Raw genomic sequence first — 26,752 nt, 5'->3', positions numbered from 1 at the left:
CATTGGCGTACTTGGGCGAAGCGTAGGTCGTAATCCGGAAGTCCCACCAAGCGGGATGCTATCGATGGGGAAATCGAGATGGACAACGACAAGAGTCCCGACTCGGCGCTGACTCGGCGCGACTTTCTGCGCGCTGCCGGCTTGGGCGCCGCGGCGCTGGGCCTTGGCGGGGCCAGCAACGCCCAGGCTGCGGCACCCGGTACGGATAGCGCCGTGCCGTCTACGTCGAGCCATGCGGCAGGCCCGTACAACATTCTTCTTATCGTTGTCGATCAGGAGCGCTATTTCCGGCCTGGAGAACTGCCGGTGGGCTACAGCCTGCCGGCACATGAACGCCTGATGAAGCGTGGCACAACCTTCCTGAACCACCAGATCAACTCGTGCGTCTGCACGCCTTCGCGGTCCGTACTCTATACGGGCCAGCATATCCAGCAAACGCGGATGTTCGACAACACCAATTTTCCGTGGATCACCAGCATGTCGACCGACATACCGACGCTTGGTGACATGCTGCGCGCTGCAGGCTACTACACCGCGTACAAAGGCAAATGGCACCTCACCAAGGAGTTCGAGACAGTCAACAAGCTAGGCACGCCAACGAAGATATTTACCGCGGAAATGGAAGCCTATGGCTTCTCGGACTACCTCGGGATCGGCGATATCATCGCCCACACGAGCGGCGGCTACCTGCACGACGGGGTGATTGCCGCCATGGGGACGAGCTGGCTGCGTGGGAAAGGTCGCGATCTTTCGGCCCAGGGCAAGCCATGGTTTCTGGCGATGAACCTCGTCAACCCGCATGATGTGATGTTCTACGACACCGACGCGCCCGGAACCAAAGTTCAGGCAACTCGCGGCCTTGCGCATGTCGCCCGCGATCCAGCCGACCCACTATACGCGAAGCAGTGGAGCTTCACGCTTCCGGCCAGCCACGCACAGCCGCTCGACGCTCCAGGGCGTCCGGCTGCCCACCGCGATTTCCTGCGCTCACACGACGCCATGGTAGGGGCCATTCCGAACGAGGAGGAACGTTGGCGGCGGCGCCACAACTATTACCTGAACTGCATGCGCGACGTTGATCGCAATATCGCGTCCGTACTGGCCGAACTCGACGCCGCCGGCCTGACCGAAAAGACGATCGTGATCCTGACGTCCGACCACGGCGACATGGACGGAGCGCACCAGCTCCACGCCAAGGGAGCCGTCTCGTATCGCGAGCAGAACAACGTCCCGCTGATCATCTCCCATCCAGCCTATCCGGGCGGCAAGCAATGCCGCGCCGTCACCTCGCATCTGGACATCGCGCCAACCCTGGTTGCGATGACTGGGGTGGATGCCAACAAGCGCGCGACGCTGGTGAAGGGCCTTGCAGGCAAGGATTTCTCGGGCCTGCTAAACGCACCGGAAAAGGCCGACGCCAATGCGATTCGCGACGGCGCGCTGTTCTGCTACAACATGCTGGCCTACCTCGACGGCGACTTCCTCTACAAGGCCGTGAACTACCTGCAAAAGGGCGGCAAGCCAGACCAGTTAAAAAGCACAGGCGTGCGGCCCGACCTGATGAAGCGCGGCGCCGTCCGCTCGGTGTTCGACGGGCGCTACATGTTCGCCCGCTACTTCTCGCCAAAGCAGCATAACCAACCCAGGACATTGGAGGAACTCAACCAGTTCAATGACGTGGAGTTGTATGACCTGCAGACCGACCCGTTCGAAATGCACAATCTGGCGGCCGACAGCCGAAACCGCGAGGTTGTCGTCGCCATGAACGAGAAGCTGAATCGCCTGATCGATGCGGAGGTCGGTGAAGACCGCGGCCAGATGCTTCCTGGCGGTATCGATGCAGGCTGGGAAGTCACGCCGGAAACCATGGCCGGAGCGTGATGTGCGAGGCGACCACCGGCGGTGGTGGTGGCCTCAGGCAGGGAGACGCTGCTCGGCGCCGACATCTATGCCCGTGCACTGGGCGACCCGATCAATCGTGCAGGGACCCGATGCCAACCAGGCAAAGACGAGCCGCGGTAGTGGCGTCGGACTGCAGCCAGGTTTAGGCATCGCGTTACCTCATTGAGCCATATCAACCCGAAGCCCAAAAGCCTGCCTACGCTGGAGTCGGAATGGCCTCACCCGATAGAGATCCCCATGAGCACGCGGAATCTGCAATCCCTTCTGTCTCCTCGTTCGGTAGTCATCGTCGGCGCCAGCCAGCGCCCAGGAAGCGTTGGATCAGCCGTATTGAAGAATGTACGGGAGGCCGGCTTTGGCGGACCCTCTTATGCTGTGAACCCGAAACACAAGACCTTGCTGGGGGAACCTTGCTACCCGACCATTGGCAGCCTTCCCGAGGTGCCTGAGCTCGCGGTGATCTGTACTCCGCCGCCTACGCTTCCTGGCCTGCTTGAGCAACTTGCCGCGGCCGGCGCGCGAGCCGCGGTCGTGCTTACCGCCGGTCTCGGCAAGCGTGATGGCCACCTGTGCCAAGAGATGCTGGACGCCACGCGCCCAGCGATGCTGCGGATACTTGGACCCAATTGCCTCGGCGTCATTTCGCCGCACATTGCGCTGAATGCCAGCTTTGCGGCGAGCGCTGCGCGACCGGGGTCACTGGCCTTCGTCTCCCAGTCTGGCGCGCTGGCGAGCGCCATGCTGGATTGGGCGCGCTCCCGCAATCTTGGCTTTTCGCATTTTGTCTCACTAGGCGACAGCTTGGATGTCGACGTTGCCGATGTACTGGATTTCCTAGCCGGCGATGCCAGGACGCATGCCATTCTGTTATACGTCGAAGCCATCCAGAACGGACGCAAGTTCATGTCGGCTGCACGTGCAGCCGCCCGGATCAAGCCAGTGCTAATCGTCAAGGCCGGTCGCTCGCCCGAAGCCGCACGGGCCGCCGCCACGCATACCGGCGCACTTGCCGGGCGCGATGATGTCTATGACGCAGCCATCCGGCGCGCCGGCATGCTTAGGGTCGATACCACTGACGCCTTGTTCGACGCTGTTGAAACCCTCACGCGTGCCCAGCGCGTCGGTGGCAATAGGGTTGCAATTCTGACCAATGGCGGCGGTGCGGGCGTCATGGCGACCGACGCGCTGATCGCCGGCGGAGGTAAGCTGGCTGCCCTGTCGGGCGATACACTTTCGGCCCTGGATCGCGTGCTGCCACCGTCCTGGTCGCGCGGCAATCCCGTGGATATGCTTGGCGATGCCTCTATCAGTCGGTATATGGACGCGGCCCGGATCCTAGCCGGTGCTAGCGAAGCAGATGCCGTGCTGTTGCTGCATGCGCCGACCGCGATCGTCCGGAACGGGGATATCGCCACCGTAGTGGTTTCAGGCCGCAAACCACAGGACTTGCCGCTCTTCTCCGCGTGGCTAGGAGCAGAGGCCGTGGTGAACGACCGGAACATCTTTCGCGCGGCGGGCATTCCCACCTACGATACTCCCGAGCAAGCTGTCCGCGGAATCCTGCAAGTGGTGGAGTACCGTCGCAACCTCGAGTTGCTGAGCCAGACACCGCCCGCGATGGCCAACGACCTTCAACTACACCTTGAGAAGGCGCGCGCCGTGGTCGGAGCGGCACGCACAACGGCACGGACTATGCTGTCCGAGCATGAAAGCAAAGAGTTGCTGGCCGACTATGGAATTGGGGTCGCAGCCACGATTTGCGTGGATACTGCCGAACGTGCCGCCGAGAAGGCGGCGGCGCTTGGCTTTCCCGTGGTTCTCAAGATCGTGTCGCCGGACATCACTCACAAGTCCGCCGTGGGAGGCGTAGCGCTGGACCTGCACACGCCAGATACCGTTCGCATTGCGGCTCGGGCGATGGTGGCCCGGGTAACCGGGCTAAGCGCGGGGGCCAGAATCGAAGGCTTTACCGTACAACGGATGGTACGTCCAGCGGACGGCATCGAGCTCATCCTTGGTGTCTTCACAGACCCGGTCTTTGGCCCAATCATTCTATTCGGGCATGGCGGCACGGCTGTGTCACAGATCAACGACTACGCTCTCGCGCTTCCGCCCTTGAATCATGTTCTTGCTGAGGATTTAGTGAAGCGCACCCGTGTAGCTCTCCTCCTGGAGCGCTGTGGCCCCGCAGCTCGCGACGGTGTCATCTCCACGTTGATGCGTCTGTCCAGCATGGTTTGCGACATGGCAGACATTGTGGAGCTAGACATCAATCCTCTGATGGCCTCCGCAGAGGGCGTCATCGCGTTGGATGCACGCATCGCATTGACGCCCACTGGCGGCGAAGCACGGGCTCCGCTTGCTATCGTGCCATATCCCCGCGAGCTCGAGTCGCACGTGCGGTGGCGCGATGCACCACTGCTCGTGCGTCCCATCCGCCCTGAAGACGAAGGGGCACTCAAAGCGTTCTTCATGCACCTGTCCGCAGAAGACATTCACGCACGCTATTTCGCCACATTCAAGGATCCTGGCCACTCTCAGCTTGCACGGCTGACACAGATCGACTATGCGCGCGAGATGGCCTTTGTAGCCATTGCGGAGGACCCCCACGGGGCCTCTTATATCGTTGGTGAGGTACGAGTCGTCACGGATCCCGACAACATCGATGCGCAGTTCGGCGTAGTCGTGCGTTCGGATTGCAAAGGCCGTGGCTTGGGAACGATGCTGGTCGGCAAGTTGGTGAGCTACCTTCGCACACGCGGAACTGCGGTCCTCTCAGGCGATGTACTTTCCGGCAATCTAGCCATGCTGAATATAGCAAGGCGCGCGGGATTCATGATCACGCGACAGGCATCGGGAGATGTGATTGAACTTCGGTTGCCACTTGCCGCTGATACAACGTGCCTGCCTTGCGGGGCAGTAACGAATGATGTCCAGGATCATTACAGCGCATCTTAGCCCGGGAGTCCCGGCCAATTTCAATTAGGAGGCATCTTGTGTATAAGCGCATCTTACTTGCGGTGGACGGCAGCCGCTCCTCGGACCTAGCGCTGAGCCAAGCCATCACCGTTGCCCGAGCCACCAGCGCCGAAGTCAGGGTGCTGTACGTGGTCGACGACAGCGATATCTACTTCGAGACGGGCTATTTCGACCCGAGGGAGTTGCTCAACAAGATGGTTTCGCATGGCCGCAGGGCATTGGAGGAAGCGACCGCCCGTCTCGGGGCGGCCGGTATCCGATGCAAAGCGAAATTAGATGAAAAGCCACTCTCCCCGGACTGGATCTCCTCGAGAATCGTCAGCGAAGCCAACACCTGGAATGCGGACTTGATCGTTCTGGGAACTCACGGGCGGCGTGGCATGAGGCGTTTGCTGATGGGCAGCGTGTCAGAAGGCGTCCTCGCGCAGACCACCAAGCCGGTGCTGCTAGTCCGCAGCGAAGTCGAAGGCTGACCGTAGCTGAACGCTGATGAAGACCATCCCGCAAACGATGGAGCACGTTCTCCCTAGACCGGCGCCACATTGATCAGAGCCCCGCTATCGGACCCATGTTCTATCAACGCCGGCCCCGGTAAATGATATTAGTCCGTGGCCTCATTCATTGCTCGCGGCCGCTTTGCTAATGCGACATGAGCAATGGTACCGGCGTATTTCGTATCAAAGTACGCGTGGTGCCACCCATGAGCATCTCGCCGATGCGGGAATGACCATAGCCCCCGGTGACAAGAAGGCTTGCCTCCTCCAAGAGAACCGCTTTAAGCAAGCATTCGGCAATAGATGACGACTCGTCGAGCTGGAGTGTGGCTTGCACGCCGTGACTGGCCAGCCATCGAATTAGCGCGCTGCCTCCATGTTCCGAGGCGCTACCCCGGCCGACGACTACTTGCACTACGACGCGAGCCGCGCGTCTGAGCATCGGCATTGCGTCGGCTACAGCACGGGCTGCTTCGCGCCTGCCGTTCCAGGCAACGACTACGGTGCCTGCAAACGCGATAGTCGCCGCCGGCGGCACAACGAGGATCGGCTTTCCGGAATTGACCATGGCGTACTCGGCCGCAGACGCCAGCAAGGGAGACAATGCGGCCGAAGCGCCCGGTAAAGCAGGCAGGATGATGTCACTGGTCAAGCCATCGTTCGCCAGCGCCCATCCGGCTTCCTGCTCAATCACCCTGTGCGAGGTATCGATCTTCGATCCGAATCGGCTCACCGCATGGACTAGCGCCTCGGTCCCGGCGGCATCGAGCTGCCGAATCAAATCTGCACGCATGGCCTGATAGCGCAGCGTCTCTTCACCTGCGCTGCGATAGGGGTCCAGCAGCGGGCCCGTGGCCGTTACCGCCACCACGCGTCCGTCGAACCAGCTTGCCAGCGTCAGCGCCGCATTAAGCCGGTTCTCGCGCGCTTCATCTTCGGTCAGGTCCACCAATACCGTCTTGAACTCCATCCCACATTCTCCACGCCAGTTGAAAACCTGAGCCTTTAACGCAACTCTAGTTGAATGGCCTGTGCTGAAGTTGTGTCAGGTCAAAGCCCAACGCACAATCGTGCGACCATTCTGCTCATGCTGACGCCCACCCAGACAACCTTGACTTCAACCCGACGCTGGGGGGCTTGCCATTCCCATCGGTCCGAAGCCGAGGCAGTTGCTTATGCACAACTTGTCGGCGTGCCCGTCTTCAGCATGAAGAGACCGCGGTGATGCTGGTATGCGGCTGAAGCGCCGGCCTACCGACGGAACACCAGCATGAAATTGTTGGCCGGCATGGCCACCGGCGCGTCGCAGCGCATGCACTGCGCTTCACCCAGCGCGATCACGTCCTCCATGTCGCGCACGCCCCAGTCGGGGTTGGTGGCCCGCAGCTGCGCGTCGAACGCGGCATTGCTCGGCGCGGTATGCGCACCGCCACGCTGGTAGGGGCCGTACAGGACCAGCACGCCACCGGGTCCGAGCAGCCTCCCGGCACCGGCAAACAGCGCCTGCGCCGCCGCCCACGGGGAGATGTGGATCATGTTGATGCAGACCACGGCATCGGCCGCGTCAATGCCCCACGGTGACGCGCAGACATCGAGCGCCAGCGGGGCACGCACATTGGCCACGCCGGTGTGCGCGATCCAGCCGGCGATCGACGCGCGCGCCGCGGCGTCGGGGTCGCTCGGCTGCCAGGTCAGCCGCGGCAGCGCCGCGGCGAAGTGGACCGCGTGCTGGCCGGTGCCGCTGGCAATCTCCAGCACCGTGCCGTTGGCCGGCAGGACCTTGCGCAGCACGGCGAGGATCGGCTCGCGATTGCGTTCCGTGGCTGGCGCCATGCGGCGGGAATCGGGGTCGTGGGTCATGGGTCTTCCTGCGCGATCATCGCGGCGATTGGATGGACGATGCGGACTATGCAGCTGGGCGCGGGCAATCAGCCCTGCGACCAGGCGCTGCACCAGCCGGCCGCCGCCACTTCCTTGTCGCCGAACAGGACGCAGCCGCCGGCGGTGCTGCCCGTGTCGCCCTGGTAGAGCTGGCAGTTGGCGCAGGTCTGGCTGGTCTTGTGTCCGGGATACAGCTTCGTATCGACCTTGGCAGTGTCGGTCTTGTAGCCGAGCTTCTGTGCCTGTGGATCCCGCTCGCCCAGCAAGGCCGCGCGGGCAGGCCGGCTGCCGAGCAGTCCGGTGACGGCCACGCCGCCGGACAAGGCGAGCGGCAGGTATCCAAGAAACCGGCGTCGGCACGGCATGGCAGTCTCCTCTGAGGTGGGGGCAAGCGGCAGCATGTGCCTGCCGCATGGCGCAGAGGTTACTGCGGATAGCAAGGCCGGTGCAATGCCCGGCGCGATCCGGTCTGGCGTGCTTACAGCTTGAACTCGCCTACCACGCCCTGGAGCTGATGGGCCTGGTCCGCCAGCGATGCCGACGCGGCGGCGGCCTGCTCCACCAGCGCTGCGTTCTGCTGCGTGACGGTATCCATCTGCGCCACGGCCTGGTTGACCTGCTCGATGCTGCTGCTCTGGTCGCGCGAGGCCACCGAGATCTCGCCCAGGATGCCCGCGACGCTGCGCACGGCCTGCTGGATCTCTTCCATGGTCTGCCCGGCCTTGTCCACCAGCACCGCGCCGCCTTCGACCTGCCTGGCGGAATCACCGATCAGCACGCGGATTTCCTTGGCGGCGGTGGCGCTGCGCTGGGCCAGCGTGCGCACCTCGCCAGCCACCACGGCGAAGCCGCGGCCCTGCTCGCCCGCACGCGCCGCTTCCACGGCGGCATTGAGAGCCAGGATGTTGGTCTGGAAGGCAATGCCTTCGATGACCTGGATAATCTCGACCACCTTGTTCGAGCTGGCGCTGATGGCCTGCATGGTCTGCACCACGTCACTGACCACCACCCCGCCACGCTCGGCGATCTCCGAGGCATTGGCGGCGATGTCGTTGGCGGCGTGCGCGCGCTCGGCATTGCGGCGGACCATATCGGTCAGGCTGCCCATGCTGGACGCCGTCTCCTGCAGCGTGGCCGCCTGTTCCTCGGTGCGCTGGGAAAGATCCGTGTTGCCGTCCGCGATCTGGCGCGAAGACTCGGCAATCGAGTCCGTGGAGCTTTTGATCCGGCCCACCAGGTCCGTCAGGATGTCCTCCATCTTGCCCATGCCGCCGAGCAGCCGGCCGAAGGCGCCGCCCTGGTCGGTATCGAAGTCCTGGCTGAGGTCACCGGCGGCCACGGTTTCGGCGATGTAGACGGCGTCGGCCAGCGGGCGCTCGATCCCGGCGGCCAGCCAGAAAGCACCGGCCACGGCCGCGGCCAGCGCGGCCAGGCCCAGGCCCAGCATGGTGTAGCGCGCCGCGTCGCTGCCCCCCAGCTGCGCCACGCCCGTGCCGATGGCGGCACCCGCCAACAGCACAACCAGCCCGAACGTTGCGCCCAGGCGGGCCCGGATGGTCAGATTTGCCTGCGACATTGCTGTTCTCCCCCGTGTTGGAATGTCTTTTATTGATGGTCTGCCGTTGGAGTATCGGCAGTCATGCGCGCAGGTTTAGGATGAAAAGGATTGGGGAAATCCCGATGGTGCTTCTGTAGCGCGTCAAAAGAAAAGAGGCGGGCCGCAGCCCGCCTCCTCTTCCTATCGCACTGGCAATCAGGCCTTGGCCAGCTTGATGCTCGACAGGTCAGCCGTCAGGTAGCCAACCGCCGCGCCGGCGCGATCCTTGTAGTTGGCGCGCACCAGCGGATCCAGCGTGGCCTGGACCTTGGCGTGCAGGCTGCCCCAGTCGCCGGCGTGCTGGAAGTTGCTCATGATGTAGGTCCAGCCGTTGATCTCGTCCACCGCGTGCAGGCCCGTGGATTCGCCACCGGCGGGCACCGACATCAGGCGCGACAGCTTCTTCGTGTCGATGTTGTAGGCCCACAGGAAGTTGTTCACGTGCTGGCCGCTGTCTTCGCCGATGAACAGCGTGCGCAGCTTTTCCGAGAACTTGAGGTTGTCCGGATTGGCGATCATTTCCGGATCGGCCAGGTTGCCCAGCGCATCGCCGGCGATGTCGGTGCCCACGATCAGCGCCTTGGTGTGCACCGGCACCCATTCGCTGCTGATGGCGTCGCCGTCCAGGTCCTTGCGGCCACCGTCGAGCTTGTGCTGCATCACCGCGCCGGCGCTGAGCGCCTTGTCGACCGAGATGCCGCTCTGCGCATTCCAGCCCTTGCTGTTGTTCAGGACCATCGAGTCGACCACGTTCTGCAGCGCGGAGTAGGCGACCTTGTCCTTGATGTTGACCGTGGTGCCTTCCATCTTGGTGAAGCCCATGCTGCCGCCCTTCAGGTAGGCATAGCGGTGGGTTTCCAGGAAGGCCGCGGCTTTCTCCATGCCAAGCTTGAGGCGAACCCAGTTGGCCTTGCCGCCGAGGAAGATCTTGGTGTAGCTGTTGTCGAGCGGATCGGCGGTCACCACATCCATGATGTCGGTCGGCGCGGTCGCCTTGGCCAGCGCCTCGATCTCGGCGCTGGTGGCGTGACCCAGCTTTACCCACGTCAGGTCGGCCCCGGCCGCGGACGGGTCGATCGAGAAGCCCGCGCCCACCTTGGCCACGTACAGCGTGCCCGCCGACAGATCCTTCTCCTTGTCGGCCACGAACATGAACAGGCCGCTGTTGGTGGCATCGTCGCCCATCAGCACGGTGCGATTGTCCGGCATGACCTGCACCAACTCATGCGAGATGCGGCCCAGGCAGTAGTGCTTGCGGATGGAGCCCGTGCCGTCGGCGTTGACCGTCACCTCCGGCAGATGGCCGTAAAGGTAGGGATTGGCCGCGGTCTCGCTGCCATAGAGGCTCTTGCTATAGGCCTTGAACTGGCTGTTGCCGGCGATTGTGAACGCGTCCGGCTCGTACTCCTCGCTCGACAGGTGCGTGTTCCACGGCGACAGGCTGGCCCCGCACGTGATCCACAGGCCGTGCGCCGGCGAGGTATCGACGTTGTGGTACTTGACCAGCGTGAGCTTGCCGGTGGCCGGGTCCTGGTCCAGCGTCAGCACGGCGATCGGCGACGGCAGGCGGCCGTAGGTGTCGGCGCCCGACTGGTCGCGCGTGGTGTACTCGAACTGCACCACGGCGAACACCGGATTGCCCTTCACGCCGGCGACGCGCGCGCCTTCGATCTTGAGCAGCGAGGTGCCGTCGGGCGAGTCGGAGAAGAACTGGCGCTCCTTGCCGGCCACCGAGGTGTCGCGGATCGGCTGGTTGTTGATGTCGTAGTAGCCGCCGGCCAGGATAGTGCCGCCATTGCCGTCCGGCACCAAGTCGCCGGTCACGAAGAACGGCTGGTAGGCCAGCTTGAAGGTGCGGCTGCTGCCATCGCTGAAATTGACCTTCAGGCCCGACCCGACGGTGGTGGTCGCCATGGCGGCCGGATCCGCCAGCGTCGGCGCGCTCATGCCGGTGAACTCGGCCGTGGTGAACGTGGCGCTGGGGCCAGGTGCGGGCGTGATCTCGGCCGGCGCGGCAATGGCGTCGTCACTACCGCCACAACCCACCAGCAGGCCGGCCGAAGCCAGGCCCAGCGGCAGCATCGGCGCGCCAGCAAGGAATTTCAGCGCTTTGCGGCGCGAGGCATCAGGTTTGTCGAACATGGTGTTGTCTTTTCCGGAGAAGGAGGCGGTGGCGCATCCAGTGACACCATCCGCTTGTCATAGAAATAAGACATGGCGCGACAGCCGCGCCCTGGTCGCTGCGCATCCTATGGCCTCTATGTGACAGGAAGTTGACGATGAACCACAGGGCCGCCGCGGCCCGGCCCCATGGCTGGCTGCGGTAAACTTCCGGACTTTCCGTTCCACGCAGATTCCGCTTGCCCACCTATACCCTCGCCGCCCAGGTCGAAGCCGAACTCGAGATCCGCAAGAGCCGCTTCCTTGCCCTGGCGATTCCCGTCCCGGACCGCGACGCCGCCATGGCCGTGCTGCAGTCGCTGCGCGCGCAGCATCCGACCGCCACGCATGTGTGCTGGGCGCTGCTGGCCGGCGGGCAATCGGGCATGTCGGATGACGGCGAACCCTCCGGCACGGCAGGACGGCCGATCCTGGAGGTGTTGCGCCACCATGACCTGGACGGCGTGCTGGCGGCCGTGGTGCGCTACTACGGCGGCGTCAAGCTCGGTGCCGGCGGGCTGGTGCGCGCCTACACCGATGCGATTGCCGCGGCGCTGAAGTCCGCGGAACGGATCGAGCGCATTCCCTACGCCGAACTGACGGTGGAAGTCGACTACGCCGACGAGCCGCGCGTGCGCCGCTGGCTGGACGCGCAGGACGGCTGCACGTTGGCCGACACCGCCTACGGCGCGCTCGCGCGGCTGGTGATACGCCTGCCCGCCACGCAGCGCGATGCGGCGCTGACGGCCTTGCGTGACGCCACGCACGGGCGGGCACAATTTCCGCAGACCGACGATGACAGCGACCCGGGCTGAAGCCGGCAACGTCCCGGTGGACGAGCAGGCCGAGTTCACCGCGCGCGTGCTGCCCGCCGGGGTCACCTTTGCCGCGCCAGCCGGCCTGAGCCTGCTCGAGGCCGCGCTGCTCGACGGCCTGGCGCTGCCCAACTCCTGCCGCAACGGCACGTGTCGCGCGTGCGCCAGCCGGCTGCACGCGGGCGCCATCCGCTATCGCATCGAATGGCCGGGGCTGAGCCCGGATGAAAAGGATGACGGCTGGATCCTGCCTTGCGTCGCCTGCCCGGTCAGCGATGTCGTGATCGAGCCCGGCAAGCTGGAATAAGCGATTGCCGGCGTGGCCGCACCAGCACGGTCATCGGTCAGCGAAGAAGCGCAATGCAATCTTCAGCGCATCGGGCCCGCGCGGGTCCGAGAACGCCTGTGCCGCCGGCCCGCCGCTCCATGCATGCCCGAGGCCCTCGATCCTGACGAGCCGCACGCAGGTCTCGCCTTCGACGATCCAGTCGGACACCTCGGCCGGCAGCCGCTGCCCGCGCTGCACGCGGCGCGCGGGCGGCACGGCCAGTTGCCCCGACGGTTCAGGCAACAGGTCCAGCCACAAGCGCGCGGCGGTCATGGCATTGTCGAAAGTCACCACTGCATCCGCATCGCCATGCAACAGCAACAAGGGCGGCAGGCGTCGGCCGGCCAGCCACAGGCGCATGGCCTGGCGCGCCGCGGCGTCGGGCACGCGGCTGCCGCGCATGGCCGCGGCAGCCTGGGCCGCGTTGCCGGCACTGTAGGGGACCGCCCCCGAATGCGAGCCGATGGCGATAAACCGCTGCGGGTAGCGCAGGCCCAGCATCATCGCCATGGCGCCGCCGGCGGACAGGCCCATCATGCTGACGCGCTCCGGGCGCACCGGATAGCGCTCGCAGACCTGGTCGATCATGGCCATCAGCAGCGCTGCCTCGGCGGCGCCGCGCGTGCCGGGACGGAACCAGTTCCAGCAGCGTTGCGCGTTGGCCTGCGACGACTGCTCGGGCAACAGCACCACGCAGCCCGCCTCGCGGGCCGCCACGGCCGCTCGCGTGACCGCGGCAAAGCTGGCTGCGTCCTGGCCGCAGCCGTGCAGCAGCACCAGCATGGGCGCGCGTCGCCGCGCCGACAGGCCTGCGGGAATGAAGATCCGGTAGTGGCGCTGCGCGAGCGGGCCCACGCCAGCGGTGCCGGCCTCCCAGCGCCCGCTGCCACGGCTCTGCGGTTCCGGCACGGGCGATGCCACGCCCGACAACGCGCGCTGCGTGGCCTTGGCGACGGCCGAAGACTGCTTCACGGCGTTGCGCACGATGGCATCGGTCATCGGCTGCGTCACCGTCTTGTTCAGCGCCCGGGTCATCTCGCGCCCCATGCGCCGCGCCTGGCGCGTGGCGGTCTTGCCCAGCGACTTCCATAGCGTTGCCGTGCTGCGGCCGCGGCGTCCCATGTGACTGGCCTCCCGTCCGGATTCCGTTGACGGGTCGATTGTGTCAGGCTTTGATGTCACCCGCGAACACGGGCCGGGACTTCACAGGCCGCGCAACGCCAGCTCGCCGCCGAGCCCCAGCAGGCCGCAGAAGAACAGGCGGCGGAAGCGCTCGGCGCTGATGCGATTGCGCAGCCACTGGCCGATGAACATGCCGCCGAGCGCCGGCACCAGCGCCAGCACTGAAGCGCCCAGCACGGGCAGGTGGAGCAACGAACCGCCCATGGCAAGACTGATCGCCAGCGCGAGGGTGGAAACGGTGAACGACAGGCCCAGCGCCTGCACCATGCTCTCCTTGTCGAGCCCCAGGCCTTGCAGATAAGGCACGGCCGGGATCACGAACACGCCCGTCACCGCGGTGATGGCCCCCGTGACAAACCCGGCCAGCGGCCCGAGCCACCGCTGCGCGCGCGGCGGCACATGGAGCCTTGCCGAGGCCAGCCCGACCAGCGCATACAGCAGCAGCGCCACGCCCAGCGCCGCAGTGGCATGCGTCATCATGTGCGCCGGCACCAGCGCGGCGCACAACCAGGTCCCGGCGCAGATCGCCACCAGCATCGGCCACAGCCGGCGCAGCAACTGCCCGAAGCGCGGGCCGCTGAACAGCTGCACCACGTTGGTCACCATCGACGGCGCCACCAGCAGCGCCGCGGCCTGCGCCGGCGGCATCACCAGGCCCAGCAGGCCCACGGCCACGGTCGGCAGGCCCAGGCCGACCACGCCTTTCACGAAGCCGGCCAACAGGAAGGTGAGGCCGATAAAGGCCATCTCGGCAACAGGCAGGGACATCGACATACGCGCTCCCCGGTCAGCGTGCAGCGTGGTCATGGACCGCGCGGCTGTCGGCCGGCGCCTGCTCGCGCTCGTCGAGCCCGTAGTCGCGCAGCACCTGCGCCACGCGCAGCCGGTAGCCCGAAAACACCCCGCCGCGCCCCGCCGCCTGGGCCTGGCGGTGCTCCTCGGTATTGCGCCATGCCATGACCGCCGCCTCATCGCGGAAGAACGACAGCGACAGGATCTTGCCCGGCGTGGTCAGGCTCTGGAAGCGCTCGACCGAGATAAAGCCGTCGATGGCCTCCAGCGTGGGCCGCAGCTTCGCGGCGATGTCGAGATAGGTGTCCTTGCGGCCCGGTGCCGGCTCGACTTCGAAAATGACGGCGATCATGGCGGAGGTCTCTCTGTGGAAGGGCTCGGGGGATCGGGGATCGGCGAATCAGGGGATCGGGAACATCCCCGGCTTCAAACGAAATGCGGAATGCGCGCGTTGTGCGAAGGCCGGTAGCGGAACGCCCGCGCCAGCGCGGCCGGTTGCGCGCCCCGCGCGAGCAGGACGTCGACCGTCGCCGCCGCAAGCGCCCGTGCCAGCGTGTCGCCGGGGCAGGCGTGGCGGCCCCAGCCGAACGTCCAAGCTCGGCCACCGGCATCGCCAGGCGTTGTGCAAGCGGCCGCAGCAAGCAGCACGAGCACGGCATCGGCCGCCTTGACCGGCACGCCGCACAGTTGCGCGTCAGCCGCCAGGAAGCGGCGTGTATTTTGCACAGGAGGATCGTCTCGTGCCACGCGCGCAGCCAGTTCAGGCAGGTTGCCCACGGCCGTGCCGATGCGGCCCAGGCGAAGCAGCATGTTGCCCGCCAGCCCGGCCGTGGCCTCGCACGCCTGGACCATCAGGCCGATGGCATTGGCAGCTACGGCTTCTGGGGCGATGCCTTCGCCTTGGGCGGCCTGTCGCAGCGCCGGCAGCAAGCCCGGCGTATCGGTTCGCGATGGCGCATCCATGGCGGCCTGCAGCCATTGCCCGAGCCAGCGTGCCGCGCCGGCACCGACCGCGACATCATCAGCCGTGGCTAGCGGCGACTGCGCTGCGGCGTAGGCGGCCACGCGCGATGCCACGGCCATGGCATCGGTGCCTGCGCGCACCGGCAAGCCGAGCAGGTCGGCCACGGTGACGACGGGCAGCGTGAACATCCAGCGGTTGACGGCGTCGCCGGTCTCGGGCGCCATGGCGGGCACCGCATCGAGCGCGACGGCCAGCGTGGCCGCACGCGCCATGGCGGCATCGGTGTCGATGGCCGCCATCTGTTGCAGCAAGATGGCCTTGAGCGGCGCATGGGCCGCGCCATCGTTCATGCGGATCAGGCGCCCGAACAGCTCGCCGGCCGCGGTGCCGGCCAGTGCGGCCGGCACGGGCTGCGCCGCCGGACGCACGCGGCAATCGGCATGCGCCAGCACGGCGGCGACTTCAGCCGGCCCTGCGGCAACCCATTGCCCCAGCCGTTCATCGAAGCCGAACGGCCGCTGCGCCGCCAGCGCGCGGTAGTAGGGATAGGGATCGGGATGGGTGACAGCTTGCAGCGGGTCGGCGGGCATCATGGCGGAGCGGATTCGGCGGTTGTCGGAACAGCCACCCGCGCCGACAGGGCGTGGGCAGCGACAACGCATGACGAATCTTTGCACCGTCCCGCGCGAAGAAGCTTCGCGGCAAGATGAAATGTCGAATGCAAAAGCCCCGGCGTGACAGCCCGGGCTTGGGTACCGCTATGCCAGGCCAGGCAACGGCGCTGCGGCGGCGACCAGGTTCTGTTCACGCAGTGCCTGCCAGAACGAGGGCGGGATGTCCGCTTGCGCCAGCGCCAGGTTGCCGGCGATGCGCTCGGGCCGGCTTGCGCCGGGGATGACCGCCGCCACGGCGGGATGCGCCAGCGAGAACTGCAGCGCGGCGGCGCGGATATCGACGCCAAACTGCGCGCACAGCCGGCGCAGCGCCTCGACCCGCGCCAGGATCTCCGGCGTCGCCTTCTGGTATTCGTAGTGCTCGCCGCCGGCGAGGATGCCGGAGTTATACGGGCCGCCCACCACGATGCCCGCGCCTCGGTCCACGCAAGCAGGCATCAGTTCGCGCAGCGCGTCGGCGTGGTCGAGCAGCGTATAGCGGCCGGCGATCAGGAAGCCATCCGGGTCGGCCTGTTGCAGCGCCATTTCGCAGGGCTCCACGCGATTGACGCCAAGGCCCCAGGCCTTGATCACGCCCTCTTCGCGCAAGCGGGTCAGCGCTGCGGCGGCACCGGTCATTGCTGTCTGGAACACGTCGCGCCAGGCATCGCCGTGAAAGTCCTTGGCCGGGTCGTGGATCCAGGCGATATCGAGCCGGTCGGTCTTCAGCCGCTTCAGGCTGGCTTCGATCGCGCGCAGCGTGCCATCGGCGCTGTAGTCGTAGACGATCTTGTTGGGCAGGCCGTGTTCGAACAGGCCGCCCTTCTCGCCCAGGTCGCGGCTGGCGGTGTCCTCGGTCTCGTCGAGTACCAGCCGGCCGACCTTGGTGCTGAGCACGTAGGCGTCGCGAGGGCGCTGCTGCAAGGCGTTGCCAAGCCGGATCTCGGCCAGTCCCGCGCCATAGAGCGGCGCGGCGTCGAAGTAGCGGATGCCTTGCTGCCAGGCGGCGTCGACGGTGTCGAGCGCCTCCTGCTCGGGGATGTCGCGGTACATATTGCCGAGCGGCGCTGTACCGAAGCCGATTTTCGTCGGTGTGGAAATTCGCATGGTTGCCTTGAATGGATCGTGAAGCGCGGCTCAGGCGTCGGTGCCCGCCAGTGCCGTCAAAGGTCCCTGCATCCGGTAGAACGTCTGGTCGGACGCCGTGAAGAACGCCATGGACCTACCGTGAATGAAGTCGTCGACATGGACCACGGTCGCGCCGTCGGCTTCCTGCCACGAGATCGCATAGACGCCTTCGGCGATCTCGCGCCATTCGCAGCGCGATTCACCACTGGCGCCCGCATACGGGCCGGAGACGATCGCATAGCGGATCGACTGGCCATCATCGGCATAGGTGTTGTGCGCGGACAGTCCGTCGTAGTCGACGCGGAAGCTGCGGCCGGCGAACGGCGGCTTGCCGGGTTGAATCTGGCTGGTCATCTCAGGCTGCCTTGGCGCTCAAGCGCGGATAGTCGGTCAGGCCGCGCGCATCGCCGCCAAACAGCGTGTCGCGGTCATGCGGGGTCAGCGTGGCGCCGGTGCGCAGGCGCTCCGGCAGGTCGGGGTTGGCGACGAACGGACGGCCGAACGCAATCAGGTCGGCCCAGCCCTCGTCCAGCGCGGCCTGCGCGCGTTCCGCGGTGTACTGGCCCGCGTAGATCAGCGTGCCCGGATAGACCTGGCGCAGCCGCTGCTTGAAGGCGACGGGCATGTACGGCGCGTCGTCCCAGTCGGCTTCGGCGATATGGATATAGCCCACGCCGATCTCGCCGAGCACCCTCGCGGCAGCGGTATAGGTGGTCTCCGGATCGGCGTCGACGCAGCCGTTGAGCGTGGTCAGCGGCGCCAGGCGGATGCCCACGCGCTCCTTCCTGCCGGTGCCTTCGATCAGCGCCTGCGCCACTTCACGCAGGAAGCGCAGGCGGTTTTCGAGCGGGCCACCATATTCATCGGTGCGGTCGTTGGCCCCCGAATCAATGAACTGGTTGACCAGGTAGCCGTTGGCCGCATGCAGTTCGACACCGTCGAACCCCGCGGCCATCGCGTTGCGCGCGGCCTGGCGGAATTCATCGACGATGCCGTGGATGTCTTCGACCGTCAGCGCACGCGGCTGGGATGCCTGCACGAACCCGGGCGTGCCGTCCTGCCCGGACACGAACACATTGACGCCATTCGCCTGGATCGCCGACGAGGACACCGGCGCTTGTCCGTCAAGCAGGCTGACATGGCTTAGCCGTCCCACGTGCCAGAGCTGCGCGAAGATGCGTCCGCCCGCCGCATGCACGGCGCTGGTCACCTTGCGCCAGCCTTCGACCTGCGCCGGCGTATGGATGCCCGGCGTCCATGCATAGCCCTTGCCGAGCGGCGAAACCCAGGTGCCCTCGCTGACGATCAGGCCGGCCCCGGCACGCTGTGCGTAATACTCGGCCATCAGCGCATTGGGCACGTCGCCGGGCTGGCTGGCGCGCGAGCGCGTCATCGGCGGCATCACGATGCGGTTCGGCAGCGTCAGGTTGCCGAGCGAATGGGGCTCGAACAGAGGGTGGCGCGCATTGGAGTTCATGGGGATCGTGGACATCATCGCCTCCCTCAGTCCCACACCGGGGCCAGGCCCTCGGGGCTGACCTCGCGGCCGTTGCGTTCGAGCGCGGCGATCTGCGCCATGTCATTGGCATCGAGCTTCAGGTCGCGCGCCAGCAGGTTGCCGGCCAGGTTCTCGCGCTTCGTCGAAGAAGGAATCACCGCGTAGCCAAGCTGCAGCGCCCAGGCCAGCGCCACTTGCGCCGCGGTGGCTCCGTGCTTCGCCGCAATGCCTGCGAGGACCGGATCCTTCAGCACCTTGCCGTAGGCCAGCGTCATGTACGAGGTCACGGCGATGCCCTGTTCCTGCAGGAACGCGGCGAGCTTGCGGCTCTGCAGGTACGGGCTCAGCTCGATCTGGTTGGTCGCGATCTCGCCCTTGCCGACCACGTCGATGGCCTGCCGGGTCAGGTCGATATTGAAGTTCGAGATGCCGATCTGGCGCGTCAGGCCCAGCGACTTCGCCGCGGCCAGCGCTTCCATGGTCTCGCGCAGCGGCACGCCGTTGCCCGGGGCCGGCCAGTGGATCAGCGTCAGGTCGACATGGTCGGTGCGCAGCTTGTCCAGGCTCTCGCGCAGGCTCGGCACCAGCTTGTCGGCAGCGTAGTGGGCGGTCCAGATCTTGGTGGTGAGGAACAGCGCGTCGCGCTGCACGCCGCTGTCGGCAATGGCCTGGCCAACATCGGCCTCGTTGCCGTAGATCTGCGCGGTATCGACGGCACGGTAGCCCACGTCCAGTGCGTTGCGCACGGAATCGACAGCGGCCTGGCCGGTCAGGCGGAACGTACCGACACCGAACGAAGGAATGCTCATGGGATAACTCCTGGTACAGGGGCAAGAGAAAACTTGCAATGGAGGCAGTTTGCCGGCTTTACATTTGCAAATTAAGCCGTGTATAAGTCAAATTCATTTGATTTGAAATCAACAATGAAAACGACCATCGACGAACTGCTGGCCTTTGCGGCCGTCGTGGATACGGGCTCGATCACGGCGGCGGCCGAACAGCTGGACCTGACGGTGTCGGCGACCAGCCGCACGCTGAGCCGCCTCGAAGAAAAGCTGCAGACCACGCTGCTGCGCCGAACCACGCGGCGCCTGGAGTTGACCGAGGAAGGCGCTTCGTTCCTGGCCCATGCGCGCGCCATCCTCGCCATGGTCGACGAAGCGGAAGAGCAGATGGCGGCACGCCGCATGCGGCCCGTGGGCCGCCTGCGCGTCGATGCGGCGACGCCGTTCATGCTCCATGTGCTGGTGCCGCTGGTGGATGGATTCCGCGAACGCTTCCCCGAGGTGGAACTGGAACTGCACTCGACCGAAGGCATCATCGACCTGATCGAGAGACGGACCGACGTCGCCTTCCGCATCGGCTCGCTCAAGGACTCGACGCTGCATGCGCGGCCGATCGGCACCAGCCGCGTGCGTGTGCTGGCCAGCCCCGAATACCTGAAGCGCCACGGCACGCCGACCCGGGCGGCCCAGCTCGCGCAACATGCGCTGCTCGGTTTCAGCCAGCCCGATTCCCTCAATGACTGGCCGCTGCGCGACGATGACGGCAGCATCGTGCACATCAAGCCCGCCATCGGCTCATCCAGCGGCGAAACGCTCAGGAGCCTGGCGCTGGCCGGGCTGGGTATCGTGTGCCTGTCGGACTTCATGACGCGCGACGATCGCCAGAGCGGCCGGCTGGTGCCGCTGTTTGGCAGGCAGACGCTGGATGTGCGGCAGCCGATCAACGCGGTCTACTACCGCAACACGGCGCTGGCGTCGCGCATCACATGCTTTGTCGATCATGTGGTCAGCGTGCTGGGCAAGCAGCCGTTCGACGAATAGGGAATAGCCGTTGGCCAATTCATTCAACCGCAAGCAGCGGAGTGCCGGCCGCGGCAGGCGCACCTAACGCGCGGCGATGTAAGCGCCGAGGCCTTCGACCAGTGCATCGAATACCGTGCGGCACGCAATGCTGTGGCGCAGGTTCTCGTGCATGGTGATCCAGGTCTCGAGCTGTATCGAGAATTTCCGTGGCAGGATCCTGCGCAGCGCTGGCTGTCTGGCCGCTACGCGGGCCTGGCACATGCCGATGCCCGCGCCGGCGCGGATCAGCGACAGTTGCGCGACATCGCTGTCGGCACGCAGTGCGAACGCGGCGCGCTCCGGCCATGGCAGCGCACGCACCGCCTCGCGAATGAACGGCGTGGTCTGGTCGTAGCCGATCAATGCATGGCTGCGCAGCGCGTCCGCGTCGCGCGGCACACCGTGGCGCGCCAGGTAGTCCTCATGCGCAAACAGGCCCACTTCGATGGCGCCGACGCGGCGCGCCACGAGCTGCTCCTGTACCGGGCGCTGCATGCGCACCGCGACGTCGGCTTCGCGGCGCAACAGGTCATGGATGCGGCTGCTCAGCACGAGCTCGATCACGAGCTCCGGATGCCGCGCGCGCAGCGATGCCAGCACCGGTGGCAGCACCTCGATGCCGACGACCTCGCTGGCCGAAATGCGCACGGTTCCGGCTACCTCGCCGCCCGCTCCCGTGACCGCGCGTTCAATGGCCGCGGCCGTGCTCTCCATGGCCTCGGCATGGTCGCGCAGTACCAGCGCGGCTTCGGTCGGCAGCAGGCCCGACTGCGAGCGTGTGAACAGGGTGACGCCCAGTTCCTGCTCGAGCGAATCGATATGCCGGCCGACGGTGGGCTGCGACAGCCCCAGCTCCCGAGCCGCGCCGGAAAGCGAGCCAGTGCGCAGCACGCCCAGCAGGCTCCGGTAGAGTTCCCAGCTGATCTTCGATGTCATACGTAAATGTATAGCGTCTCAACGATCTTATCCAATTCCATTTATCCGTAGCAGCTTTCACAATGCCTCCATGCAAAGGTGAATGTGTGGAGTGACGATCATGGCAAACGGAAAACGCGCGCTGGTTCTCGGCGCAACTGGCGGCATCGGCTCGGAAGTCGCGCGCCAGCTGGTCGCGGCGGGATGGCGGGTGCGCGCGCTGCGGCGGGGCGGGGCGCCGGCCGGCGCGCCGCCAGGCGCGATTGAATGGGTGGCGGGAGACGCCATGCAGCGGCAGGACGTACTGTCCGCCGCGCAGGGCTGCGGCGTGATCGTCCACGCGGTGAACCCGCCCGGGTACAGGCGCTGGGCCGAGCTCGTGCTGCCGATGCTCGACCACACCATTGCCGCCGCCAGCGCGACGGGCGCCACGGTTGTGCTGCCTGGCACGGTCTACAACTTCGGCCCGGACGCCCTGCCCGAGCCGGTGGAAGATGCGCCCCAGCATCCCGCCACGCGCAAGGGCGCCATCCGCGTGGAGATGGAGCAACGCCTGCGCGAAGCGGCCAAGCGCGGCATGCACGTCATCATCGTGCGCGCGGGCGACTTCTTCGGCCCCCGGGCCGGCAATAACTGGTTCTCCCAGGCGCTGGTGCGGCCGGGCCAGGCGGTGAAAACCATCCGCTATCCCGGCGCGCCAGGCGTGGGACACCAGTGGGCCTACCTGCCCGACGTGGCAAGCGCGATGGTCGGGCTGCTGGAGCAGGCGGCGTCACTGCCGCCCTTCGCCGTGTACCACCTCGCCGGACACTGGGACGCGGACGGCACGGAGATGATCGGGGCGATCCAGCGCGCGGTGGCGCGCCGCGGCGGCCAGTTGCCGACGGTTCGGCCGTTTCCGTGGTGGCTGCTGTGGGCCGCCGCGCCCTTCGTCGCCACGTTCCGCGAAATGCAGGAGATGCGCTACCTGTGGCGCGTGCCGGTGCGCATGCGCGGTGGCCGCATGCCCGGTGGCGAACCGCATACGCCGCTGGAGCAGGCCGTGGAAGCCACGCTGGCAGGCCTCGGTTGCCTTGAAAGCGGAACGGCCGTGCCTTGCACGCCGTCCCCGCGCGAGGGAACTCCGCGGTAAGACGCCGTTTGTGGCGAGCCGGCAGCCCGGAGGCGGTCCACGGTGGCCACCAGGCGCGCCTGTCCGCGCCCCTTGCGGTTCAGGCGACGTTGATCACGACATCGATGTTGCCGCGTGTCGCCTTGGAGTATGGGCAGGTCTGGTGCGCCTTCTCCACCAGTGCTTGGGCAGTGTCCGCGGGAATCCCCGGCAGGCTGACATGGAGCCGCGCCTGCAGGAAGTAGGCGTCGCCGGTCATGCCAAGATCCACTTCGGCATCGACGGCCACGTCGGACGGAAGCCTGACCTTCAGCGCGCTTGCTGCCTTTCCCATTGCGCCGATAAAGCAGGCGGACCAGCCCGCGGCGAACAGCTGCTCGGGGTTCGTGCCGCTGCCGGTACTGCCGGGAGGCGATAGCCGGATATCCAGGCGCCCGTCGCTGCTGCGCGACGCGCCGTCGCGTCCGCCCGTGGTGTGGGTCCTGCCGGTGTACAGGACGTTTTCGATCTTGGTCATGATGGAATCCTCAGCGCTTGTCATGTGTGTGTCGAGTTCGTGTGTTGCGATGTTTCAGGTCTTGCCGTCGTGTCGCGCGCTCACGCGACATAGCCGTCTCGATTGCTGATGCGGGCCAGGGCCGCGCTGGAGCCGGCCAGCGCGATTGACGCGTCAGCAACGTAGCCATCGCGGTTGCTGATGCGCGCCAGCATGGCGCCATCAGCCTGCCGCGCGCCGTCGAGGAACGGTTGGGGCGCGGCAGCGCGGCTCCCGCTGGTGAACGGATCGCGGTTCGCGCGGACTGCTGCGGTCATTGCAGCGGCATCGGCCGCCTGGAAGTCGAGCGTTGCGGCGTGCACCGCCTGCATGCCGCTTGCGGCGCCGACCATGGCGGCAATCGAAATGACGTGGCGGGCAATGTTGCGGGCGTGGATGAGGGACATGCTGTTCTCCTGGTATCGGACAGACTGAGGCAGGGGCCACAGTGCAACGCTGGCGGGAGGTAACAGTTCATCCGTTGCACGCGGTTGACGCGGGTTGCTTCCGGCAAGCGGCAATCCGTCGCGCTAGATCGCCGCGTGCCGTGATCGCCCGCCGGACCCGGGCCACGATCAGGCGTAGGCGCCATCCAGGTACGGGTCGGCCTGGCGGGCCGGCGGCGCGGAGACTCCGCTGCGGTCCATGCCGGCGAGCGTGCGCGCCCCGTCGGTATAGGGTTCGCGCTGGTCCTGCACGGTGCGGGCCCCCTCGCCGTAAGGGTCGCGCGGGGACAGCACGTCGCGCGCGCCATCGGTGTAGGGGCTCGGTGCCGATTGCACCGACCGGGATCCCGACGTGTACGGGTCGGCGGCGCCCTGCTAGGACAGTCCGGCGGCCCGGGCGCCGGCTGCGGCGGCGACGAGCGTGGCGGCGAGAGCAAGACGCTGGATAAGTTGGGTACGCATGATCGGCTTCCTTAGGAGATTGCTTCGATAGTCGGGCCGCTGCGAAACCGCTTGTTGTCGTTCGCTGCCTGCCACGGAACGTATTTAAGGTGACCGGCGTATCTCGCCTGTAGCGTGCGGGGTGTCCTTCTGTCAGAAGCTGTATCACGCCACCGCGCTGATACAGGCGCATACAAGAAAGGCAGCCGAGGCGGATTGCCGGTGCGCGTTACTGTTTCGTGCTTGACATATAGTTCTCAATTCACAATACTAAAAATACTTTCATTCTGATTTTGAGAACGACACGATAAAGCGTGCCGTCGGAGAACGTGGAACTCGCAGAACTGGAAATCTTTCGGGCCGTCGCGCGCGAACAGAGCATCACCAGGGCGGCCCGGGCGCTTGAGCGCGTCCAGTCGAATGTCACCACCCGCGTCAAGCAGCTGGAGGAGAGCCTTGGCGTCACCCTGTTCCAGCGCGACAGCCGGAAGATGCTCCTGACGCCGGAAGGACACCGCCTGCTCGGCTATGCGGAGCAGATGCTGGCGCTGGCCGAGGAAGCACGGCAATCCATGCGCCTGAGCGCGCCGAGCGGCACGCTGCGTGTCGGCGCCATGGAGAGTTCCGCGGCGACCTTCCTGCCCGCGCCGCTGGGCCGTTTCCATGCCGCGTGGCCGGACGTGGAGCTGAACCTGGCCACGGGTACCACGGGCTACCTGGTCGATGCCGTGCTGAGCCACCGCCTGGACTGCGCGGCCGTCGCCCACCCGGGTACCGGCGCGCCGTCCTACGTCGACATGGCGGAGCTTGGCGAAGGGCTGGAAGGCATCTTCCTGCGGACCGAAGAGCTAGTCCTGGTCCTGCCCGGCACCCACCCGAAGGCACGCGGCCCGCAGGACGTGACACTGCGTCATCTTGCGGCGTTCTCGAAGGGCTGCACCTATCGCCGCTGCGCCGAAGACTGGCTCGAGCAAGGCGGCGAAGATTTGCGCCGCAGGCTGTCGGTAGTGGAACTGCCGTCGTATCACGCGATCCTGGCCTACGTCAGCGCGGGATCGGCCGTGGCGATCGTGCCGCGTTCGCTGCTGGCGATGTACCCCCATGCCCACGAACTCCAGACCGTACCCGTCCGCTACGCGCACACCTTCCTGGTCAAGCGCGCCGGCTTCACGACCTCGGCCTACGAAGCGTTCGTGCGCGAGTTGCGCCATACCTGAGCCGGCAACGACCGGCGCGCAGGCTCTGCACCCATCACCCGACCTACAACAGAGAATCACCGTCATGGACACCACAACACGTTCCGGCAATGGCCGCAGGCTGCTTGCGCTGCTCGGTATCGCCACGCCGATCATCCAGGCGCCGATGGCCGGCGTCAGCACCCCGGCCATGGCGGCTGCCGTGTCGGAGGCGGGCGGGCTCGGCTCGCTCGGCGTCGGCGCCATGGACGCCGACGCCGCGCGCAAGGCCATTCGCGAGACCCGCGCGCTAACCGGCAAGCCATTCAACATCAACGTGTTCTGCCACGTCCCCGCGGTAGCCAATGCCGCGCGCGAGCGGGCGTGGCTCGACTACCTGGCACCGCGCTTCGCCGAGTACGGCGCGACGCCTCCGGCAAGCCTGCGCGAAATCTACAAGACCTTTGTCGGCGACGACGCCATGTTCCGGATGTTGCTCGAAGAGAAGCCGGCGGTGGTGAGCTTCCACTTCGGCCTGCCCGCGCAGCAGACGATCGATGCGCTGCATGCGGCGGGCATCGTGCTGCTGGCCAGCGCCACGTCGTTGCAGGAGGCGCGGCGGATCGAAGCCGCGGGCATCGACGCGATCGTCGCGCAGGGCATCGAGGCCGGCGGCCACCGCGGAGTCTTTGATCCGGCCGGCTACGACGAAGGTCTCGGCACATTGGCGCTCGTGCGCGTCCTGGCCCGGCACACGCGCCTGCCCGTGATCGCCGCCGGCGGCATCATGGACGGTGCGGGCATTGCAGCGGTGCTGGCACTCGGCGCCCAGGCCGCGCAAATGGGCACGGCGTTTGTCGCCTGCACGGAATCCGCGGCCGACGCGGCCTACCGCGCCGCCTTCTCGGCACAACCCGCTCGCCCGACCACGCTGACCCGCGCCATTTCGGGCCGCGCGGCACGCGGCTTCAGCAACCGCCTCACCGAACTCGGCGCGGCCCCGGACGCCCCGGCCATCCCCGACTATCCGACCACCTACGACGCCGGCAAGGCTTTGCATGCGGCGGCCAAGGCGAAAGGCAACAGCGACTACGCCGCGCAATGGGCGGGCCACGCGGCTGCGCTGGCGCGGCAACTGCCCGCTGCCGAACTGGTCAGCCAGTTGAAGGCCGAATTGAAGCAGGCGATCGCCGGGTTGAATGCCATGCAAGACGCGCTGGCCTAGCCCGCCTGTCGGTATCAGACCCGCCGTCATTCACGCGCATGCGGGAATCCAGCGTCTTGCCCTAGCGAGCGACAGGAGAGCGCCATGGCACGCGCCGCGGCGTCCTTACGCCTTGCCGACCCCATCGGGATCCGACCGCTGATCCAGCACGATCTGCAGAAAGGCAAGATCCAGCCATTTGCCGAACTTGGTCCCCACCTCGGGCAGCAACCCGACCTGCGTGAAGCCAAGCTTCTCATGCAGGCGAATGGAGCTGGCGTTCTGCGCCTCGATAGCGGCCACCATGACGTGCTTGCCGAGATCGCGAGCGCGCTCGATCAGCGCCGCCATGAGCGCTTCGGCGATGCCCTTGCGCCGCTGGTCCGAGCGGACATAAACGGAATGCTCCACGGTGTGCCGGTAACCGTCGAACGCGCGCCAGTCGCCGAAGGACGCATAGCCGACCACGCCGGCATCGTCATCGACCGCGACCAGCACGGGATAGCCCGACTTCCGGCGTGCGGCAAGCCATTCGACGCGATTCGCCGTATCGACCGGAGTCTCGTTCCAGATGGCCGTCGTATTGGCCACGGCATCGTTGTAGATGACCGTGACCGCGGGCATGTCTTCAGGGCTTGCGTCGCGAATCTTCATTGCGCCTCTCCGAATCGGTTTCTCGTATGATAGCCTGCCGTCCACTATAGT

27 protein-coding genes are annotated in these 26,752 nt (G+C 66.4%); 9 read left to right on the top strand and 18 right to left on the bottom strand.

The annotated features are described in order from the left end of the window. Positions 1-78 precede the first annotated feature (78 nt). The 3 genes from ACIGJC_RS16405 to ACIGJC_RS16395 all read left to right on the top strand — a co-directional run bounded on the left by ACIGJC_RS16405 (position 79) and on the right by ACIGJC_RS16395 (position 5,354). Positions 79-1,881 carry a sulfatase family protein gene (locus tag ACIGJC_RS16405; RefSeq protein ID WP_483713038.1) on the top strand — a complete coding sequence of 601 codons (1,803 nt, stop codon included), beginning with the start codon at positions 79-81 and terminating at the stop codon, positions 1,879-1,881. A gap of 258 nt (positions 1,882-2,139) precedes the next feature. Further along, a complete protein-coding gene (locus tag ACIGJC_RS16400; RefSeq protein WP_483713036.1) occupies positions 2,140-4,860 on the top strand; it encodes a bifunctional acetate--CoA ligase family protein/GNAT family N-acetyltransferase in 2,721 nt (906 codons plus the stop codon). Between the two features lie 38 nt (positions 4,861-4,898). Beyond that, entirely contained in the window at positions 4,899-5,354 is a 456-nt protein-coding gene (locus tag ACIGJC_RS16395) for a universal stress protein (protein ID WP_483713035.1), read from the top strand. Positions 5,355-5,520: 166 nt separating this feature from the next. Here the strand turns inward: ACIGJC_RS16395 and ACIGJC_RS16390 are convergent, their stop codons facing one another. The 5 genes from ACIGJC_RS16390 to ACIGJC_RS16370 form a co-directional block, all read right to left on the bottom strand. Beyond that, on the bottom strand, positions 5,521-6,345 hold the full coding sequence (locus ACIGJC_RS16390) for a universal stress protein (protein ID WP_483713034.1): 825 nt from the start codon (positions 6,343-6,345) through the stop codon (positions 5,521-5,523). A gap of 281 nt (positions 6,346-6,626) precedes the next feature. Next, complete coding sequence (locus ACIGJC_RS16385; protein WP_483713033.1) at positions 6,627-7,235, bottom strand: DUF938 domain-containing protein; 609 nt, start codon at positions 7,233-7,235, stop codon at positions 6,627-6,629. 68 nt (positions 7,236-7,303) lie between these two features. Continuing rightward, a complete protein-coding gene (locus ACIGJC_RS16380) occupies positions 7,304-7,621 on the bottom strand; it encodes a high-potential iron-sulfur protein (RefSeq protein ID WP_483713032.1) in 318 nt (105 codons plus the stop codon). A gap of 113 nt (positions 7,622-7,734) precedes the next feature. Continuing rightward, positions 7,735-8,832, bottom strand: coding sequence for a methyl-accepting chemotaxis protein (locus ACIGJC_RS16375; protein WP_483713031.1), 1,098 nt, complete (start codon positions 8,830-8,832; stop codon positions 7,735-7,737). A gap of 177 nt (positions 8,833-9,009) precedes the next feature. Then, on the bottom strand, positions 9,010-10,995 hold the full coding sequence (locus tag ACIGJC_RS16370) for a PhoX family protein (protein ID WP_483713029.1): 1,986 nt from the start codon (positions 10,993-10,995) through the stop codon (positions 9,010-9,012). Positions 10,996-11,213: 218 nt separating this feature from the next. Here ACIGJC_RS16370 and ACIGJC_RS16365 point away from each other — a divergent pair, with 218 nt between their 5' ends. Together ACIGJC_RS16365 and ACIGJC_RS16360 are read left to right on the top strand one after the other, a co-directional pair. Continuing rightward, positions 11,214-11,828: an IMPACT family protein gene (locus ACIGJC_RS16365; RefSeq protein ID WP_483713027.1), complete on the top strand. Its 615-nt coding sequence runs from the start codon at positions 11,214-11,216 to the stop codon at positions 11,826-11,828. Continuing rightward, the gene (locus tag ACIGJC_RS16360) at positions 11,809-12,135 is read left to right on the top strand and encodes a 2Fe-2S iron-sulfur cluster-binding protein (RefSeq protein ID WP_483713026.1); all 327 of its coding nucleotides are present in this window, start codon (positions 11,809-11,811) and stop codon (positions 12,133-12,135) included. The genes ACIGJC_RS16365 and ACIGJC_RS16360 overlap by 20 nt, the downstream gene beginning before the upstream one ends. Before the next feature lie 30 nt (positions 12,136-12,165). Here the strand turns inward: ACIGJC_RS16360 and ACIGJC_RS16355 are convergent, their stop codons facing one another. The 8 genes from ACIGJC_RS16355 to dkgB form a co-directional block, all read right to left on the bottom strand. Next, on the bottom strand, positions 12,166-13,278 hold the full coding sequence (locus ACIGJC_RS16355) for an extracellular catalytic domain type 1 short-chain-length polyhydroxyalkanoate depolymerase (protein WP_483713025.1): 1,113 nt from the start codon (positions 13,276-13,278) through the stop codon (positions 12,166-12,168). 81 nt (positions 13,279-13,359) lie between these two features. Continuing rightward, on the bottom strand, positions 13,360-14,112 hold the full coding sequence (locus tag ACIGJC_RS16350) for a sulfite exporter TauE/SafE family protein (RefSeq protein ID WP_483713023.1): 753 nt from the start codon (positions 14,110-14,112) through the stop codon (positions 13,360-13,362). A gap of 13 nt (positions 14,113-14,125) precedes the next feature. Beyond that, positions 14,126-14,482 (bottom strand): antibiotic biosynthesis monooxygenase family protein, encoded by a 357-nt coding sequence (locus ACIGJC_RS16345; protein WP_483713022.1) that lies wholly within the window; start codon positions 14,480-14,482, stop codon positions 14,126-14,128. A gap of 74 nt (positions 14,483-14,556) precedes the next feature. Next, the gene (locus ACIGJC_RS16340; protein ID WP_483713021.1) at positions 14,557-15,687 is read right to left on the bottom strand and encodes a cytochrome P450; all 1,131 of its coding nucleotides are present in this window, start codon (positions 15,685-15,687) and stop codon (positions 14,557-14,559) included. Positions 15,688-15,852: 165 nt separating this feature from the next. After that, positions 15,853-16,854 carry an aldo/keto reductase gene (locus ACIGJC_RS16335; protein ID WP_483713020.1) on the bottom strand — a complete coding sequence of 334 codons (1,002 nt, stop codon included), beginning with the start codon at positions 16,852-16,854 and terminating at the stop codon, positions 15,853-15,855. A 30-nt stretch (positions 16,855-16,884) separates the two neighbouring features. Continuing rightward, positions 16,885-17,229 carry a MoaF-related domain-containing protein gene (locus ACIGJC_RS16330; RefSeq protein WP_483713018.1) on the bottom strand — a complete coding sequence of 115 codons (345 nt, stop codon included), beginning with the start codon at positions 17,227-17,229 and terminating at the stop codon, positions 16,885-16,887. 1 nt (position 17,230) lies between these two features. Further along, a complete protein-coding gene (locus ACIGJC_RS16325) occupies positions 17,231-18,367 on the bottom strand; it encodes an alkene reductase (RefSeq protein ID WP_483713016.1) in 1,137 nt (378 codons plus the stop codon). An 11-nt stretch (positions 18,368-18,378) separates the two neighbouring features. Then, positions 18,379-19,182 (bottom strand): 2,5-didehydrogluconate reductase DkgB, encoded by an 804-nt coding sequence (dkgB, locus tag ACIGJC_RS16320; RefSeq protein ID WP_483713015.1) that lies wholly within the window; start codon positions 19,180-19,182, stop codon positions 18,379-18,381. Between the two features lie 114 nt (positions 19,183-19,296). Between dkgB and ACIGJC_RS16315 the strand changes: the two genes are divergently transcribed. Next, the gene (locus ACIGJC_RS16315) at positions 19,297-20,199 is read left to right on the top strand and encodes a LysR substrate-binding domain-containing protein (protein ID WP_483713014.1); all 903 of its coding nucleotides are present in this window, start codon (positions 19,297-19,299) and stop codon (positions 20,197-20,199) included. 63 nt (positions 20,200-20,262) lie between these two features. On the opposite strand, the gene ACIGJC_RS16310 is transcribed toward ACIGJC_RS16315, so the two are convergent. Further along, positions 20,263-21,156: a LysR family transcriptional regulator gene (locus ACIGJC_RS16310; RefSeq protein WP_483713012.1), complete on the bottom strand. Its 894-nt coding sequence runs from the start codon at positions 21,154-21,156 to the stop codon at positions 20,263-20,265. Positions 21,157-21,256: 100 nt separating this feature from the next. On the opposite strand from ACIGJC_RS16310, the gene ACIGJC_RS16305 reads away from it, so the two are divergent. After that, positions 21,257-22,267: an NAD-dependent epimerase/dehydratase family protein gene (locus ACIGJC_RS16305; protein ID WP_483713011.1), complete on the top strand. Its 1,011-nt coding sequence runs from the start codon at positions 21,257-21,259 to the stop codon at positions 22,265-22,267. A 79-nt stretch (positions 22,268-22,346) separates the two neighbouring features. On the opposite strand, the gene ACIGJC_RS16300 is transcribed toward ACIGJC_RS16305, so the two are convergent. The 3 genes from ACIGJC_RS16300 to ACIGJC_RS16290 form a co-directional block, all read right to left on the bottom strand. Further along, entirely contained in the window at positions 22,347-22,763 is a 417-nt protein-coding gene (locus ACIGJC_RS16300) for an organic hydroperoxide resistance protein (RefSeq protein WP_483713010.1), read from the bottom strand. An 80-nt stretch (positions 22,764-22,843) separates the two neighbouring features. Next, positions 22,844-23,188, bottom strand: coding sequence for a hypothetical protein (locus ACIGJC_RS16295; RefSeq protein WP_483713008.1), 345 nt, complete (start codon positions 23,186-23,188; stop codon positions 22,844-22,846). 168 nt (positions 23,189-23,356) lie between these two features. After that, positions 23,357-23,563 (bottom strand): hypothetical protein, encoded by a 207-nt coding sequence (locus ACIGJC_RS16290; RefSeq protein ID WP_483713006.1) that lies wholly within the window; start codon positions 23,561-23,563, stop codon positions 23,357-23,359. Positions 23,564-23,997: 434 nt separating this feature from the next. On the opposite strand from ACIGJC_RS16290, the gene ACIGJC_RS16285 reads away from it, so the two are divergent. Together ACIGJC_RS16285 and ACIGJC_RS16280 are read left to right on the top strand one after the other, a co-directional pair. After that, on the top strand, positions 23,998-24,885 hold the full coding sequence (locus ACIGJC_RS16285) for a LysR family transcriptional regulator (protein WP_483713004.1): 888 nt from the start codon (positions 23,998-24,000) through the stop codon (positions 24,883-24,885). A 64-nt stretch (positions 24,886-24,949) separates the two neighbouring features. Continuing rightward, entirely contained in the window at positions 24,950-26,068 is a 1,119-nt protein-coding gene (locus tag ACIGJC_RS16280; protein ID WP_483713002.1) for an NAD(P)H-dependent flavin oxidoreductase, read from the top strand. 105 nt (positions 26,069-26,173) lie between these two features. On the opposite strand, the gene ACIGJC_RS16275 is transcribed toward ACIGJC_RS16280, so the two are convergent. Continuing rightward, positions 26,174-26,701, bottom strand: coding sequence for an N-acetyltransferase family protein (locus ACIGJC_RS16275; protein ID WP_483713000.1), 528 nt, complete (start codon positions 26,699-26,701; stop codon positions 26,174-26,176). Positions 26,702-26,752: the final 51 nt, after the last annotated feature.

The organism is Cupriavidus sp. C3SS-1, assembly GCF_057073755.1.
Note: the sequence above shows the minus strand (reverse complement) of the source record. Positions and strands in the feature narration are given on the sequence as shown.